The sequence below is a fragment of the Stenotrophomonas sp. SXG-1 genome, assembly GCF_014083965.1.
GTDB classification, from domain to species: Bacteria; Pseudomonadota; Gammaproteobacteria; order Xanthomonadales; family Xanthomonadaceae; genus Stenotrophomonas; species Stenotrophomonas geniculata.
Genome location: NZ_CP046588.1, coordinates 984,541 through 999,293 on the forward strand (window position 1 = coordinate 984,541; position 14,753 = coordinate 999,293).

The 14,753-nt window shown below is 67.7% G+C and carries 15 protein-coding genes and 1 tRNA gene; 11 read left to right on the top strand and 5 right to left on the bottom strand.

Annotated features, from left to right (window positions below):
• The first annotated feature begins 50 nt into the window (after positions 1–50).
• From GOC52_RS04470 to GOC52_RS04495, 6 genes are all read left to right on the top strand, one after another.
• Positions 51–1,415: an aminodeoxychorismate synthase component I gene (locus tag GOC52_RS04470; RefSeq protein ID WP_191850717.1), complete on the top strand. Its 1,365-nt coding sequence runs from the start codon at positions 51–53 to the stop codon at positions 1,413–1,415.
• A 164-nt stretch (positions 1,416–1,579) separates the two neighbouring features.
• Positions 1,580–2,641: an endolytic transglycosylase MltG gene (gene mltG / locus GOC52_RS04475; RefSeq protein WP_053442583.1), complete on the top strand. Its 1,062-nt coding sequence runs from the start codon at positions 1,580–1,582 to the stop codon at positions 2,639–2,641.
• Complete coding sequence (gene tmk, locus GOC52_RS04480; RefSeq protein ID WP_053442584.1) at positions 2,638–3,303, top strand: dTMP kinase; 666 nt, start codon at positions 2,638–2,640, stop codon at positions 3,301–3,303. Before mltG ends, tmk begins: the two co-directional genes overlap by 4 nt.
• A complete protein-coding gene (locus GOC52_RS04485; protein WP_053442585.1) occupies positions 3,300–4,256 on the top strand; it encodes a DNA polymerase III subunit delta' in 957 nt (318 codons plus the stop codon). The genes tmk and GOC52_RS04485 overlap by 4 nt, the downstream gene beginning before the upstream one ends.
• On the top strand, positions 4,253–4,606 hold the full coding sequence (locus tag GOC52_RS04490) for a PilZ domain-containing protein (RefSeq protein WP_005412452.1): 354 nt from the start codon (positions 4,253–4,255) through the stop codon (positions 4,604–4,606). The genes GOC52_RS04485 and GOC52_RS04490 overlap by 4 nt, the downstream gene beginning before the upstream one ends.
• A gap of 133 nt (positions 4,607–4,739) precedes the next feature.
• Positions 4,740–4,814: transfer RNA gene (locus tag GOC52_RS04495), tRNA-Val, on the top strand.
• An 85-nt stretch (positions 4,815–4,899) separates the two neighbouring features.
• On the opposite strand, the gene GOC52_RS04500 is transcribed toward GOC52_RS04495, so the two are convergent.
• Both GOC52_RS04500 and GOC52_RS04505 read right to left on the bottom strand, forming a co-directional pair.
• A complete protein-coding gene (locus GOC52_RS04500; RefSeq protein ID WP_191850719.1) occupies positions 4,900–5,463 on the bottom strand; it encodes a hypothetical protein in 564 nt (187 codons plus the stop codon).
• A gap of 52 nt (positions 5,464–5,515) precedes the next feature.
• Positions 5,516–5,923, bottom strand: coding sequence for a hypothetical protein (locus GOC52_RS04505; protein ID WP_019336903.1), 408 nt, complete (start codon positions 5,921–5,923; stop codon positions 5,516–5,518).
• Positions 5,924–6,488: 565 nt separating this feature from the next.
• Here GOC52_RS04505 and GOC52_RS04510 point away from each other — a divergent pair.
• The 4 genes from GOC52_RS04510 (at position 6,489) to GOC52_RS04525 (ending at position 11,241) form a co-directional block, all read left to right on the top strand.
• The gene (locus tag GOC52_RS04510; RefSeq protein WP_043398245.1) at positions 6,489–6,869 is read left to right on the top strand and encodes a tautomerase family protein; all 381 of its coding nucleotides are present in this window, start codon (positions 6,489–6,491) and stop codon (positions 6,867–6,869) included.
• A gap of 191 nt (positions 6,870–7,060) precedes the next feature.
• Positions 7,061–7,456 (top strand): DUF2946 family protein, encoded by a 396-nt coding sequence (locus GOC52_RS04515; protein WP_043398248.1) that lies wholly within the window; start codon positions 7,061–7,063, stop codon positions 7,454–7,456.
• Between the two features lie 129 nt (positions 7,457–7,585).
• Positions 7,586–9,724, top strand: a complete 2,139-nt coding sequence (locus tag GOC52_RS04520; RefSeq protein WP_191850721.1) for a TonB-dependent receptor — start codon at positions 7,586–7,588, stop codon at positions 9,722–9,724.
• A gap of 11 nt (positions 9,725–9,735) precedes the next feature.
• Positions 9,736–11,241 carry a PepSY-associated TM helix domain-containing protein gene (locus GOC52_RS04525; RefSeq protein WP_191850723.1) on the top strand — a complete coding sequence of 502 codons (1,506 nt, stop codon included), beginning with the start codon at positions 9,736–9,738 and terminating at the stop codon, positions 11,239–11,241.
• 9 nt (positions 11,242–11,250) lie between these two features.
• Here the strand turns inward: GOC52_RS04525 and GOC52_RS04530 are convergent, their stop codons facing one another.
• Both GOC52_RS04530 and GOC52_RS04535 read right to left on the bottom strand, forming a co-directional pair.
• Positions 11,251–12,384, bottom strand: a complete 1,134-nt coding sequence (locus tag GOC52_RS04530; protein WP_191850725.1) for an MFS transporter — start codon at positions 12,382–12,384, stop codon at positions 11,251–11,253.
• An 11-nt stretch (positions 12,385–12,395) separates the two neighbouring features.
• Entirely contained in the window at positions 12,396–13,172 is a 777-nt protein-coding gene (locus tag GOC52_RS04535; RefSeq protein WP_071306268.1) for a DeoR/GlpR family DNA-binding transcription regulator, read from the bottom strand.
• Between the two features lie 160 nt (positions 13,173–13,332).
• Here GOC52_RS04535 and smqnr point away from each other — a divergent pair, with 160 nt between their 5' ends.
• On the top strand, positions 13,333–13,980 hold the full coding sequence (gene smqnr / locus GOC52_RS04540; protein WP_100447876.1) for a SmQnr family pentapeptide repeat protein: 648 nt from the start codon (positions 13,333–13,335) through the stop codon (positions 13,978–13,980).
• Between the two features lie 3 nt (positions 13,981–13,983).
• On the opposite strand, the gene GOC52_RS04545 is transcribed toward smqnr, so the two are convergent.
• Positions 13,984–14,658 (bottom strand): class I SAM-dependent methyltransferase, encoded by a 675-nt coding sequence (locus tag GOC52_RS04545; RefSeq protein WP_191850727.1) that lies wholly within the window; start codon positions 14,656–14,658, stop codon positions 13,984–13,986.
• Positions 14,659–14,753: the final 95 nt, after the last annotated feature.

Consider the following 14,753-nt stretch of genomic DNA (forward strand, 5'->3'; position numbering starts at 1 on the left):
AGGCCGCCGCAAGGCGGCTTCCGTGCATCTGATCCCCCGAACTGGCTGCCATGACCCACGCACCGCTGATCCACCCGTTGCCGCATCCGATCGATCTGCTGGCGCTGCAGCAGCACGACCCGGCGCGCTTCCCGCTGCTGATGGAATCCACCGCCTCGGGCACCGCCCAGGGCCGCTGGAGCCTGCTGCTGGCCGCGCAGGGCGAGGGCCTGCGGCTGGACGCCGATGGCCAGGTGCGTGACCAGCATGATGCGGTACACGCTGGCAGCTTCCTGCAGGTGCTGGACCGTGCCTGGCAGCGCGAGCGCCTGCCGCATGACGGCAGCCACAGCCTGCCGTTCCGTGGCGGCTGGGCGCTGATGCTGGATTACGAAGTGGCCAGCCAGATCGAACCGGTTCTGCCGGCGCGTGCGCGCGAGGACGGCCGCCCGACCGCGCTGGCACTGCGCTGCCCGGCCGCGGTGCTGCACGACCATCACAACGATGCCAGCTTCGTCATCGCCGAAGCCGGCGAGCAGGCGCTGCTGGACGCGCTGGTGGCACTGGCTTCGGCCGCGCTGCCCGGAGCCGGGCAAGGCTGGCAGCCGCCGCAGTCGGTGGCCGAGGATGCGCCGCAGCGCTTCACCGACGGCGTGCGCCGGGTGATCGACTACCTGCGTGCCGGCGATGTGTTCCAGGTGAACCTGTCGCGGCGCTGGAGCGCGCAGTTCGCTGCGTCGGTCAGCCCGCAGGCGCTGTACGCGCAGCTGCGCCGCGCCAACCCGGCACCGTTCGCCGGCCTGTTCAGCGCGCACGGCCGCCATGTGGTCAGTTCCTCGCCGGAGCGGCTGGTGTCGGTGCATGCCGGCCACGCGCAGACCCGGCCGATTGCCGGCACCCGCCCGCGCTTCGAAGGCGATGATGACGCCGCGCGCATCCAGGAGCTGGTGGGCCACCCCAAGGAACGCGCCGAGCACGTGATGCTGATCGACCTGGAGCGCAACGACCTGGGCCGCATCTGCCTGCCTGGCACCGTGGTGGTCGACGAGCTGATGACCGTGGAGAGCTACGCCCATGTGCACCACATCGTCAGCAACGTCAGTGGCCATCTGCGCCCGGAGGTCACGCCCGGCGAGGTGATCGCCGCCACGTTCCCGGGCGGCACCATCACCGGCTGCCCCAAGGTGCGCTGCATGCAGATCATCAGCGAACTGGAGCAGGTGCCGCGCGGCGCCTATACCGGCGCCTTCGGCTGGCTGAACCGGGATGGCGACCTGGACCTGAACATCCTGATCCGCACCGCCGAAGTGGATGGCCACGAGGTGAGCTTCCGCACCGGCGCCGGCATCGTGGTTGATTCGGACCCGAACAAGGAACTGGACGAGACCCGCGCCAAGGCCCGCGGCCTGCTGCGCGCGCTCGGTCAGCAAGGCTGATTGACCGCCCCCGCCGGGCATGGCCCGGCGCTACCGACGCATCACCCTCCCGGTAGCGCCGGGCCATGCCCGGCGAGCGAAGCGGGGTTGGGTGCCACCCCGGTCATGACCCCACACCAGCGGCACGGTATCCTGCACGACGGAATCGAGTTCAGAGGTAGTCCATGGCGGGAGCCAAGCGCGGGTGTCTGTTCGTGGTAACGCTGGTGGTGGTGCTGGCCGCCGTCGTGGCTGGCGCGGGCGCGTGGTTCTTCTACCAGCAGACCCGGTTCGCCGATGCCCCGATCACCCCGACTGCCGAGAGCATGGTCATCGCCAGTGGCGATGGCATGAACAGCGTGCTGCGTAAGCTGCGCGATGCCGGCGTGGACGAGGGCCAGGATGCCCAGTGGCAGCTGCTGGCGCGCCAGCTCGATGCCGCCGGCAAGCTGAAGGTGGGCGAGTACGCGCTCAGCGGCGACCTGACCCCGCGCGAGCTGCTGCTGCGCATGCGTGCCGGCAAGGTGCTGCAGCACCGCGTCACCATCATCGAAGGCTGGAACATCCGCCAGCTGCGTGCCGCGCTCAAGCGCGCCGAGCCGCTGCTGCACACCACCGACAATCTTGATGACGCCGCGCTGATGCAGCGCCTGGGCTTCGGTGGCCAGCATCCGGAAGGTCGCTTCCTGCCGGAGACCTACGTCTACCAGCGCGGCGACAGTGATCTGGACGTGCTCAAGCGCGCCCACGCCGCGATGGAAAAGGCGCTGGATGAAGCCTGGGAAAGCCGCGCGCCGGACCTGCCGATCAACACGCCCTACGAACTGCTGACGATGGCCTCGATCATCGAGAAGGAAACCGCGCTGGCCAGCGAGCGCCCGCAGATTGCCGGCGTGTTCATGCGCCGCCTGAAGATCGGCATGCGCCTGCAGACCGACCCGACCGTGATCTACGGCATCGGTGCCGCGTATGACGGCAACATCCGCCGCCGCGACCTGACCACCGATACGCCCTACAACACCTATACACGTGCGGGCCTGACCCCGACCCCGATCGCCATGCCCAGCCGCGATGCACTGATGGCCGCCGCGCAACCCGCAGCGGGCGACGCGCTGTATTTCGTCGCCGTGGGCGATGGCAGCGGCGCGCACGTGTTCTCGCCCAGCCTGGACCAGCACAACGCCGCAGTCGCCCGCTACCTGCAGCAGCTGCGCCAGCAACGTACCCAGGAGACCTCGGCGCAATGAGTCCCGCGCTGCTTCGCCACCCGCGTTTCGTCAGCCTGGAAGGCGGCGAGGGCGCAGGCAAGACCACCGCCATCAATGCCATCCGTGACTGCCTGCGCAGCCACGGCCACGAGGTGGTGCTGACCCGCGAGCCGGGCGGCACGCCGCTGGCCGAGCGCATCCGCGGCTTGGTGCTGAAGCCTGATGCCGAGATCGCCGCCGAACCGCTCAGCGCCGAAGCCGAGCTGCTGCTGGTGTTCGCCGCGCGCGCGCAGCATGTGCGCCAGGTGATCCAACCGGCACTGCAGCGCGGTGCCTATGTGCTGAGTGATCGCTTCACCGATTCCAGCTATGCCTACCAGGGCGGTGGCCGCGGCCTCGATCCGCAGTGGATTGCCGACCTGGAGCGCCGCGCGGTGGGCCTGCTGCCGGGCCTGACCCTGCTGCTGGATGTGGACGTGGCGGTGGGCCGCGCGCGCGCCAACGGCCGTGACCTGTGGCCGGACCGCATCGAAAGCGAGCAGGACGATTTCTTCCAGCGCGTGCGCGAAGTGTTCCGCAGCCGCGCACAGCAGGATCCGCAGCGCTTCGCGCTGGTCGACGCTGGCCAGATGCAGGAACGCGTGGCGGCCGACGTGGTCGCGCGTGTCGAGCGCTGGCTGCGGGACGGGGAGGGCGTATGAGCACGTTTTCGCCGTGGCAGCAGCGCGCGTTCGATCAGACGGTTGCTGCGCTCGATGCAGACCGGCTCGGTCATGGCCTGCTGATCTGCGGCCCGGCCGGGCTGGGCAAGCGCGAGGTGGCGCTGGCATTGGCCGACCACGTGCTGGCGCGCGGTGATGCCGCGCATGCCACGCGCACGCGCCAGCTGATCGCCGCGGGTACCCACCCGGACCTGCAGCTGGTCAGCTTCATCCCGAACAAGAGCGGCGACAAGCTGCGCACCGAGATCGTCATCGAGCAGGTGCGTGAGATCACCGACACGCTGGCGCTGACCCCGCAGTACGGCGTGGCACAGGTGGTGATCGTCGACCCGGCCGATGCGATCAACCGCTCGGCCGCCAATGCACTGCTGAAGACCCTGGAAGAGCCGCAGCCGGGCCGTTACCTGTGGCTGATCAGCAGCGACCCGGCGCGGCTGCCGCAGACCATCCGCAGCCGCTGCCAGCGTCTGGAATTCAAGCTGCCGCCGCCGCACGAAGCGCTGGCCTGGCTGCAGCAGCAGGGCCATAGTGAGGCGTCGGCGCGCGAAGCGCTGGAGGCTGCACGCGGCCATCCCGGCCAGGCCGACAACTGGCTGCGCGAAGATGGCCTGAGCCTGCGCCGCGAGGTTGGCCGCGAGCTGGAACAGCTGGCCGCCGGCAAGACCGGTGCGGTGGAGCTGGCGCAGAAGTGGTGCGGCGACGACAACGCAGCGCTGCGCCTGCGCTTTGCCGCCGACCTGGCGCTGGCCCAGGCCAGCACCGATGCCTTGACCACGCCGGAGCGATTGCACAAGCTTGCAGCCTGGTTCGATGCGGCCAACCGCACCCGCGACCTGCTGCGCACCACGGTGCGCGCAGACCTTGCGGTGGTCGAGTTGCTGCTGGCCTGGAACAAGGTGAACGAGCGGCCTGCCGCAAGGGGAAATCGATGAGTGCCAGCAACGCCCGCCAGGGCATCCTGTCCCTGGCCGTGAAGGACAAAGCCGCGCTGTACAGCGCGTACATGCCGTTCGTGAAGAATGGCGGCATCTTCGTGCCCACCCCCAAGCGCTACTTCCTGGGCGACGAGGTGTTCCTGTTGCTGACCCTGCCCGATTCCAGCGAGCGCCTGCCGGTGGCCGGCAAGGTGATCTGGGTGACCCCGGCCGGCGCGCAGGGCAACCGCACCGCCGGTATCGGCGTGCAGCTGGCCGACGGTGCCGAAGGCGAGGGCGTGCGCCACAAGATCGAGACCCTGCTGGCTGGACTTACCGGCTCGGACAAGCCGACCCACACGATGTGAGGTAGCACCGGGGCCTTTCTGTAGAGCCGAGCCATGCTTGGCTGCGGACCCCGGAAACACCCGTGAACACGAATGTGAAAAACTGTTGACGGCCTCTGAAAAGCCCCTATAATGAGCGGCTCAGCAACACACCGGGCGGTTAGCTCAGCGGTAGAGCATTGCCTTCACACGGCAAGGGTCACAGGTTCGATCCCTGTACCGCCCACCATGTTGCAGAACGAAAGAAGCCTCCAGCAATGGGGGCTTTTTTGTTGCCTGCGATTCTGCTGGGCCGACGGGCAGCGGACCCTGTCTCAGCCGTGTTCGTCCAACAGCGCGCGCGCGATCAGTGCCGTTGCATCCAGCAGGTCGTGGCCGCTGCCGGCCTGCACCACCACTGCAAGCAGACCACGGCCCACCTCGGCATTGCCGCTGGTCAGTTCCATCTCGCCTTCAAAGCACAGATCGGCCAACCATTCGTGGACCTGTTGCAGCCCGCGCTTGCGGGCGCGGCGGAACTCCGCGAGCAGCTTCGCCTGGCCGGCCTCACGCTCGCCATCGGCAAGCAGGCCGATGGCTCCGCCGTGCGCTGCGCGCCAGAGGGCTGGCAGCGGGCGACCGTTCGCGTCCACCACGTCTGCCGCGAACTCCGCGCAGTACATTTCGTAGCGCTTGCCCGCTGTGCTGCGAGGCACGATGTCGGCCTGGGCGAGCAAGCGTTCGGCTTCATCCAGTTTGCTGAACTTCAAGCGCAGCAGTGCAGGGCGGCTCAGTTGATGTGCCAGCGCCTGCTGGTTGGCGGCGAACCATACGTTCCAGCCTACGCTTGCGCGGCCCTCCAGGGCGGCCTTGAAATACTCCAGGTGTTCGGCGTCCATTGCGGCCTCCCGCGTTCCCTGCGCGATTGTAGCGGGAGCGCATCCGGGCCGGTCAGGTGTGGCCCTCGGCGAGGCAGTGATGCTCCTCGCGCACCAGTTGTCGTGCCGCCACGATCAGTCCGTCGGTATGGAAGGCGCCCAGCTGTTCCTCCGGGCCGGCCTCGGCACGCGCCCGGTCGGCGGCCTGCAGCAGATCGAGCACTGCGCTGAGCCCGGACATCGAGCGGCGCAGCGAAGCGTGATTGCTGGCGCCGAGGGTGAGGCCGCCACACGGTTGCCCGTCATCGGCGTCGGCGTTGCTGATCGCATTGAGGCAGGCGAAGAACGTGGGCGACTGCACGGGCAGGTTCTGTTCCTGCAAGGCGCACTCGATCTCGTGCGCGAGCTCTTCAGGCACGTCGGCGGCGATGTTGCCGATCAGGGCGTGCAGGCGGGGACGGTCGGCGGTGCGATTGGTCATGGCGAAACCCTCACTGGCGTGGGGCCACCTTCCGGAGTGAAGGTGGCGGACGGTGCGGGTTGGCGTACCAAGGCAAACGAACTCCCATCGAGAAGAAGGCCTGGCGGATCTGTCGATCCCCACGCACCGGCCGCCATTGAAGGCAATCGGTGCATTCTCTCTGCTGCGGCGTAAATCGCAGCGATGGGTGTTCGTTCGTTTATTCGAGACGCCAATCCCGGCCCAGGCAATCTGCCTCGGCGCGGTGATCATGGGATCGCGCAATCACGGTGGTCTGTAAGGAAAGTTCTCAACTCCACGCAGGCACACCAAGCGTTTCCGGTTCTGTGCCCTCCAGCATCCGCCGACTGTGTCGCCCATCACTGATGGCGCATATCGCCGCCCACGCCGACCGTGCACATGACGACTCCAGAGCGGCGCCGCCATGGCAATTCCGTCACCCGGCGCACGCAGGCGGGAATGTGTCATGCATGGAGCCAGAGGGTTCCATCCCTGCGCTGTCCCACCGCCCCGGGCAGGCGTAGTCTCATCCTGTCGCCTTACCCATCCACGCTGGAGTGCCACCATGCCGCTCGCCCGCATCGATCTTCGCAAAGGTAAATCCGCCGACTACCTGCAACGTGTCGGCGAAGCCATCTACCAGGCCATGCGCGCGGTGGGCGTGCCGGAGAACGACCGCTTCCAGATCTTCCAGCAGCACGACGCCGGAACGCTGATCTACGACCCCGGCTACCTGGGCGTGGACCGCACCGACGACTTCATCTGCATCCAGATCACCTGGAACGAAGGGCGCACGCTGGAGCAGAAGAAGGCGCTGTATGCCGGCATCGCTGATGGCCTGCACGCGGCGGTGGGCATCCGCCGCGAGGATGTGTTCATCAACCTGGTGGAAGTGAAGCGGGAAAATTGGTCGTTTGGTAATGGTGTGGCCCAGTACGTGAGTTGATGGGCAAAAAGCATCCACGCATGGCGTGGATCTACTGGATGGAGGGCGTGCGCGGGGGAGGACAGTCCTGCGTCACCGTGTCGCAGGGGGCAAACCCTGAACGGGGTCCAAGGTTGGCCATGGCCCCGTAGAATGGCGACGTGCGCCGTTCTGTTCTCCACCGCCGGTTCCAGGCCCTGGCATGGCTTGCCATGTTGCTGGTGCTGCTTGCCCCGCTGGTGAGCCGCTGGCTGGCGCATGGTCACGTGGCTGCCGCTGCGCCGGTGGCGGCCATGGACCACGCAATGCAGGCAGAACATGCGCAGCACGCGATGGAAGGGCACCACGACCATCACGCGATGGCGATGCCGCGCGGCGAGACCGCAAAGAAGCCGCCCGCCGATCCACACGCCGACCATGAGATGGGTGTGGACTGCGATTACTGCCTGATCGCTGCACGGCTGATCACCCTGCTGGTGGCGGCAGTGTTGCTGTTGGCGCCGATGGCACCGGTGTGCCGCGCGCTGCGCGGTGCGGTGCAGACGTTGCCGCAACGGATCAGCGGCACATTGGGAGCGCGTGGGCCGCCGGCCTTGATGGCCGTCTGAGCCGCACGCGTGTTGCACTGAACGTTCTTCCATGAGGTTGCCGGCCACGGCCGGTGCCCGCACGCGCGTGTTTGCCCCTTTCTGATTGCTGCCCTGCCATTGCGGGGTGGCCTTGCATGCCGTGAACAAATGAAAACCAACCCCAACTCCGCGCGCCTGCGCAGGGCGACACTGCCTGCGCTGTGCATGTCCCTGTTGTACGCCGTGCCCGCCCTTGCCGCCGATGCGCCACCTCCGACCACGCTGGATACCGTGCGCGTGGTCGACACCCGCAGCGGTGAACTGTCTTCCACCGCCAGCGCCGGGTCTGCGCTGGGCCTGAGCGTGCTGCAGACACCGGCCAGCCTGACCGTGATCTCGCGCGAACAACTGGAACAGCGGGGCGACACCAACCTCAATGATGCGATCAGCCGGGCAGGCGCGATCAGTGTCATGCCGCACCCGGGCAACGGCCTGAGTGCGTTGTCCAGCCGAGGCTTCACCGATGGCGCCTCGGTGATGCGCCTGTACGACGGGCTTCGCCAGTACGGCGGCGTGGGCATCACCTTCCCGTTCGATACCTGGTCGATCGAACGCATCGAAGTACTGCGCGGCCCGGCTTCGGTCATCCATGGCGATGGCGCCATTGGCGGGGTCATCAACATCGTGCCCAAGAAGCCCTCGCGTAGCGCCATCGAGAACGAGATCAGCGTGACCGTCGGCAGCGAGGATACTGCGCGCCTGGGCTTCGGCAGCGGCGGTGCGTTGACCCGGGACCTGGCCTATCGGCTGGACGTGAGTGGCAATTACAGCGGTGGCTGGGTTGACCGCGGGCGAAACAGTGACGTGACCCTCTCCGGTGCCTTGCTGTGGCAGCCGCGCCCGGACCTGCAGCTGACCCTCACCCATGCGCAGGGCCACCAGAGACCGATGCGCTACTTCGGCACGCCGCTGGTGGGTGGGCAGCAGCTGGAGGCATTGCGCCATCGCAACTACAACGTGGAAGACAGCGACATCCGTTATCGCGACCGCTGGACCCAACTTGATACGCTGTGGACGCCGACGTCGAACGTGGAATGGCGCACCCGCGTCTACCAGATCGACAGCCAGCGCGACTGGCGCAATGCCGAGGCCTATGTCTACAACCGCGCCACCGGTTTGATCGATCGCTCGGGCAACACCGAGATCACCCACGACCAGGACCAGACCGGGTTGACCTCGACACTGCAGGTACAAGGAAACATCGCGGGCCTGGCCAACCGCTTTGCCGTGGGCCTCGATGCCAATCGTGCGCACTTCAAGCACACCAACAACACCTATGCCGGCAGCTCGGGCCCGGTCGATCCGTTCGGTCCGGTGCCAGGCCGGTTCGCCAGCGACGCGCCCAACCTGCCGCGCTATCGCAACCGCGCCGAGCAGTACGCGCTGTTCGTGGAGGACCGGCTGGTGTTGAGTGAACGCTGGTCGGTACTGGGTGGGCTGCGTCACGACCGCGCGCGCATCGATCGCACCGATCTGATCAGCGGCCAGAACGCGTTCTCGAAGACCTACAGCAGCACCGGCTGGCGTGCAGGCACGGTGTTCGCGCTGCAGCCGACGCTGAGCCTCTACGCGCAGTACTCGCAGGCGGCGGATCCGGTCAGTGGCCTGCTGATGATCAGCCCGGCCAACGGTGCCTTCGACCTGGCCAAGGGCCGGCAGATCGAGGTGGGCCTGAAGCAGGCCTTCGATGGCGGCGAGTGGACGCTGGCGGCGTATCGCATCCGCAAGACCGGTCTGCTCAGCCGCGATCCGCTGGTGCCGGACCGCCGCGTGCAGGTGGGCGCGCAGAGCTCGCGTGGCATTGAGGCGTCCTTGAACTGGAACTTCGCGCCGCAGTGGTCGCTCGATGCCAACGCCACGGTGCTGAAGGCCGAGTTCGAGGACTTCCTGGAAACCACCGGTTCGCCGGCGGTGCTGGCGTCGCGCGATGGCAACGTACCGCCGAACGTGGCCGAGCGCTTGGCCAACGCATGGTTGAGCTGGCAGTTCCTGCCGGACTGGAGCGCAGCGGCGGGTGTTCGCTATGTCGGCAAGCGCTACGCCGACAATGCCAACGCGTTGGAACTTCCTGGCTACAGCACCACCGACCTGGCGCTGACCTGGCAGGCGGCACCGCGCACGCGGCTGTCCGCGCGGTTGTTCAACGTGTTCGACAAGGCGTACTACGCCACCGCGTACTACACCAGCACGCAATGGCTGCTGGGTGCGGACCGGCGCGTCGAATTCACCGTCGACCATCGCTTTTGAGGAGGCCGGCCATGACGCTGCGATCCACCGCCAGGCGCTGGACCTACCTGGTGCATCGCTGGCTGGGCATTGGTGGGTGCCTGTTGATGCTGCTGTGGTTCGTGAGTGGCATGGTGATGCTGTTCATCGGCTACCCGAAGCTGACGCCGGGTGAGCGGCTGGCGGCGTTGCCGGTGCTGGGGGATGCCCGCGGCTGGCAGGGGCTGTCGGCATTGCCGGCCGCCGTGCAGGCCGAGCCGGAGGCCGTGGCACTGACGACGCTGCGCGGCGAGCCAGCGTACGTGGTGCGAAGCGGCGGCAACCTGGGCGCCTGGTCTGCGCGCACCGGCCAGGTTCTGCTGCCGGTGTCGGCACAGCATGCCGAAGCATCCGCTGCGCAGTTTGCTGGCGGCCAGGCGTTCGTCGGCGCGATGCGCGTGGATGAGGATCGCTGGACGCACTCGCGCGCGCTGGACGCGCACCGGCCGCTGTACCGGGTGGAGGTAGGGGGCGCGCAGCCGGGTGACCTGTATGTGTCCTCGCACACCGGCGAAGTGGTGCTGGACGCCCCGCATGTGCAGCAGCGCTGGAGCTATGTGGGCGCCTGGCTGCACTGGCTGTACTTCCTGCGCATGCAGTCGGTCGACCCGGTGTGGACGTGGGTGGTGATCGTGCTGTCCGCACTGTGCACGGTGGCGGCGATCAGCGGCATCGTGGTGGGCGTATGGCGCTGGCGTTTCCGTGGGCACTATCGTTCCGGTGCGAAGACGCCGTACGTGGAGTCGTGGATGCGCTGGCACCATCTGATCGGGCTGGTGGCTGCAGCGTTTGTGTTCACCTGGATCTTCAGCGGGCTGATGTCGATGAACCCGTGGGGCGTCTTGAGCAGCACGCGCGAGGCGATCGACAGCGGACGTTATCGTGGTGGCACGGTGGCGGTGGATGGGGCATTGGGTGAGCCGACGGCGCTGCTGACGGCCGTCGAGGCCGAGCGGTTCAAGCCCGTGGAGATCCAGTGGCGACGCATCGGTGGCGAGCTGTTCGCGGTGCTGCTGGACGGACAGGGCGAGACCCGTATCGTGTCCGGCAGCAATGGGCATCTGCAGGTTGCGCGGTTGCTGCCGGCCGGGTGGCTGCAGCAGAAGGTGCGGGCGCTGTCGGATGCGCCCATGCAGGGGTACTGGGTCCAGCATGCAGCGGATGCGTACTTCTACCCACGTGCACCGGAAGCCATGAACGGCGCAGCGGTTCGCCGCTTCCCGGTGGCGGTGGTGGACTTCGGCGATGCCGAGGCGACGCGCGTCTACCTCGACCTGGCCACCGGCGATCCATTGCTGACGATGGGGTATCGCGAGCGGTTGGGGCGCTGGCTGTTCTACTTCCTGCACAGCTGGGACCTGCCTGCGATGCTGCGCTTCGACACCGCCCGGTTGGCTGTTCTGCTGCTGTTGAGCGTTGCGGGCACTGCGTTGTGTGCAACGGCCACGGTGATCGGCTGCCGCCGGTTGCGGATGAAGCTGCGGCGCAGGCGGCGCTGATGCACTGGGCTACACCCGCAGCCAGCGCGTGGACATCGCCACCAGCAACAAGGCCGTGGCAACGCCGATGAATGCAGCGATCAGGCCGAAGTGGTCGGCAGCAAAACCGATCAGCGCCGGCCCGGCGAGAATGCCGGCAAAGCCGAGCGTGGAAACGGCGGTGATCGCCAGGGCGCCGGGCATGCGGGTCTGGTGGCCGGCCAGCGAGAACAGCGCGGGTGCGATGTTGGCGCAGCCGAGGCCGACCAGCACATAGCCGATCAGTGACGCCTGCCACGGCGTGACCAGGGTCAGCACCAGCACGCCCGCAGCGGCGAGCAGGGCCCCGAACACGATCGCGCGTTGGCGGCCCACGCGCGCCACCAGTGCATCGCCGAACAGGCGCGCGACGGTCATGGTCAGGGTGAAGGTCACGTAGCCGACGCCGGCGAGGCTGGCATCGACGCGACGCACATCGCTGAGGAACACCGCGCTCCAATCCAGCATCGCACCTTCGCCGAGGAACGCAACGAACGCCAGTACGCCGATGAACAGCACGATGCCGTGTGGCAGGGCCAGCATCGGTGTGTCGTGCGGCATCCGTTCGCTGTGCCAGTACGCCGCTGACAGCAGCAACGCCAGCAGCATGGCGCCGACGCCGATCAGCACCGACGCTATCGGTGGCAATTGCGCGGACAGCAGCACGGTCATGGTGGCCGCACCGAGGAAACCGCCGATGCTGAAGAAGGCATGGAAGCCGGACATCATCACCCGCCGCGCTTCGCGCTCGACGATGACGGCCTGCACGTTCATCGTGCAATCCATCGCGCCCACGGCGGCACCAAACACGAACAGCACCAGGCCCAGCGCCCACGCCGAGTTGGCCAATGTCAGGCCGGGCACGGTCAGGCAGATCAGCAGGCTGCTGGCCACCATCACCCGGCGGCAGCCCAGGCGCGCGGCCAGCACGCCTGACAACGGCATGGCCAGCAGCGAACCTGCACCGAGGCAGAGCAGTACCAGGCCCAGCGTCGCGTCATTGATCCCGGTACGTGCCTTGGCGAAGGGCACCAGCGTGGCCCACAGCGCGGTGGCGAAGCCGGGAATGAAGAATGCAGCGCGGGTCGCGTGCTGTTCGGCACGCGCGCGGTTGGCAAGGGACATGAGCGGTACGGTCAGGGAGGAGTGGGGTGCACCGCAATACCGGCGGCGCGGAAGCGAGCCGCCAGTGCGGGCGGTGCGGTGGTGGTCAGCACCAGATCGTCGATCTCGTCCAGGCTGGCGATCTGCCAGTGGCCGCGGGCGCCGAGCTTTTCCGTGGTGGCGGCGACGATGATGCGGCTGCTGCAGGCCACCATCGCGCGCTTGAGCGTGGCTTCCTCGGCATCCATCGCCCACACGCCGGTGTCGCCGTCCACCGCGCAGGGGCCGGGCAGGTACACATCGGCACGCAGGCGTTGCACCTGGGCCAACGCTTCGGCACCGACCGCACCGCCACCGCTGGCCAGGCGGCCGCCGATCAGCTGCACCGAGGTACCTTCAAGTAGGCTGGCGGCGGTGGCGATCTGCGGGGCATTGGTGATCACCGTCAGCCCGAGAGCGGCCGGCAGCTGCTGGGCGATCGCCAGGTTGGTCGAACCGGCATCAAGCAGTACGACCTGGTCGGGTTGCAGCAGCGCGCAGACGCGGGCGGCCAGCTCGGCCTTGTCGCCGCGGTCGCGGGTCAGGCGCTCGCGCAGCGGGCGTTCCTTTGGCGGTGGCAGCACGGCGCCCCCGTAGACACGCTGGCACAGGCCCTGGGCGGCCAGCTCGCGCAGGTCGCGGCGGATCGAATCTTCGGAGACGGCATAGCGGCGCGCCAGTTCGGCGGCGACCACGCGGCCCTGCTGGCGCAGTTCCTCGAGGATCTGCCGGGTGCGCTGGGCGGGGAGGGGGCTGGGATCTGAGCTCATGCTGCAAGTCTGCATGTTCGTGCATTAACGCGCAACAACGTGCAATTTGGCGGAGTAGGCACAGGGTGGCTGGACTGCCGGTAAACCCGGTCGCGCGCGGGGTCTATGGATCGCCTTTGTGGCCCGGCATCATGGCGGGGCACCTGGCATGGAATCCCTGATGTCCCCCACCGTTCACCGCGAGCTGCGCATCGGCGCAGACCAGTACACCGGCCAGAAAGTGGTCGACCAGCAGTTCCACAAGTGCGATTTCTCCGGCGCGGACCTGACCGGCACCGAGTTCATCAACTGCAGTTTCTACGATGCCGACAGCCGTGCCGGCTGTCGCTTCAACGGCGCCACGCTGAAGGAAGCCAGCTTCCGAAGCTGCGACATCAGCATGTGCCACTTCAACTTCATCAATGCACTGGGCCTGGAGATCAGCGAGTGCCGCGCGCAGGGCGCGGATTTCAGCAACGCCAGCTTCATGAACCAGATCACCACGCGGAGCTGGTTCTGCAGTGCCTTCATCAAGAAGTCGAACCTGCGCTACGCGAACTTCTCGCGGGTGACGCTGGAGAAGTGCGAGCTATGGGAAAACCGTTGGGACGGTGCGAACGTGAGTGGCGCCAGCTTCGCCGGCTCGGACCTGTCCGGCGGCCAGTTCGAGGGCATCGACTGGAACAGCGCCAACTTCACCGACTGCGATCTGACCAACTCCGAGCTGGGCGAGCTGGACCTGCGCAGGACCAACCTGCGCGGCGCCACGCTGGACGTGCAGCAGGTGGCGCTGTTGATGCAGCGCATCGGCATCACCGTGGTGCCGTAGGCATCACCTGGCGTACGCCACCCAGCCCTTGAAGCTGAAGCCGGCATAGAACAGCTCCACGTCGTCGAAGCCGGCCTCCTGCAGCAGGGCGACCTCCTGCTCGGGCGCCAGCAGCGGCAGCCGCTCGGCAATGGCCTCCATCGCGCGCTGCGCATCGGCGCGGGCAACCCCCGAGGCTTCGGCGAACGCCGCGTAGCGCTGCAGCCAGCGCAGCTTGCCGGCCGGATCCTGCGGTACGCTGTGGTGCGCCACCACCAGCGGCGCGCCGGGCTGCAGGCGCCGGTGCAGCTCGCGCAACGTGTGCAGGCGCTGCGCGGCGTCGAGGAAGTGCAGGGTCAACAGGCAGCTGGCACCGTCGAAGCGCAGATCGGGCGCATCGTCGATGTAGCCTTCCAGCAGCTGCACGCGCGACTTCAGCGGACCCAGTGTCTGTTCGGCCAGGGCCAGCATCGGTGCGGCCGGATCCACGCCGAGCAACTGCCAGCCCGGCTGTGCCTCGGCGAAGGCCTTCAGCTCCAGCCCGCCACCGGCGCCCAGCACCAGCACGCGGCCCTGCGCAGGAACGTGTTCGGCCAGCAGCAGGCGACTCATCTGCTGCAACGCGAGGAAGCCCGGCACCTGGCGCAGCGGGCCCTCGGCATAGCGGGCAACGGCCTGCGGATCGGAGAACGAAGACATGCGTGCATTCCTGCAACAGGGACATACCACTGTACCGTGGCATGCAAGTGCCTTTGCCGCGGGTCGCTCCTGCCTGCGCTGACCGGCTTGCATCC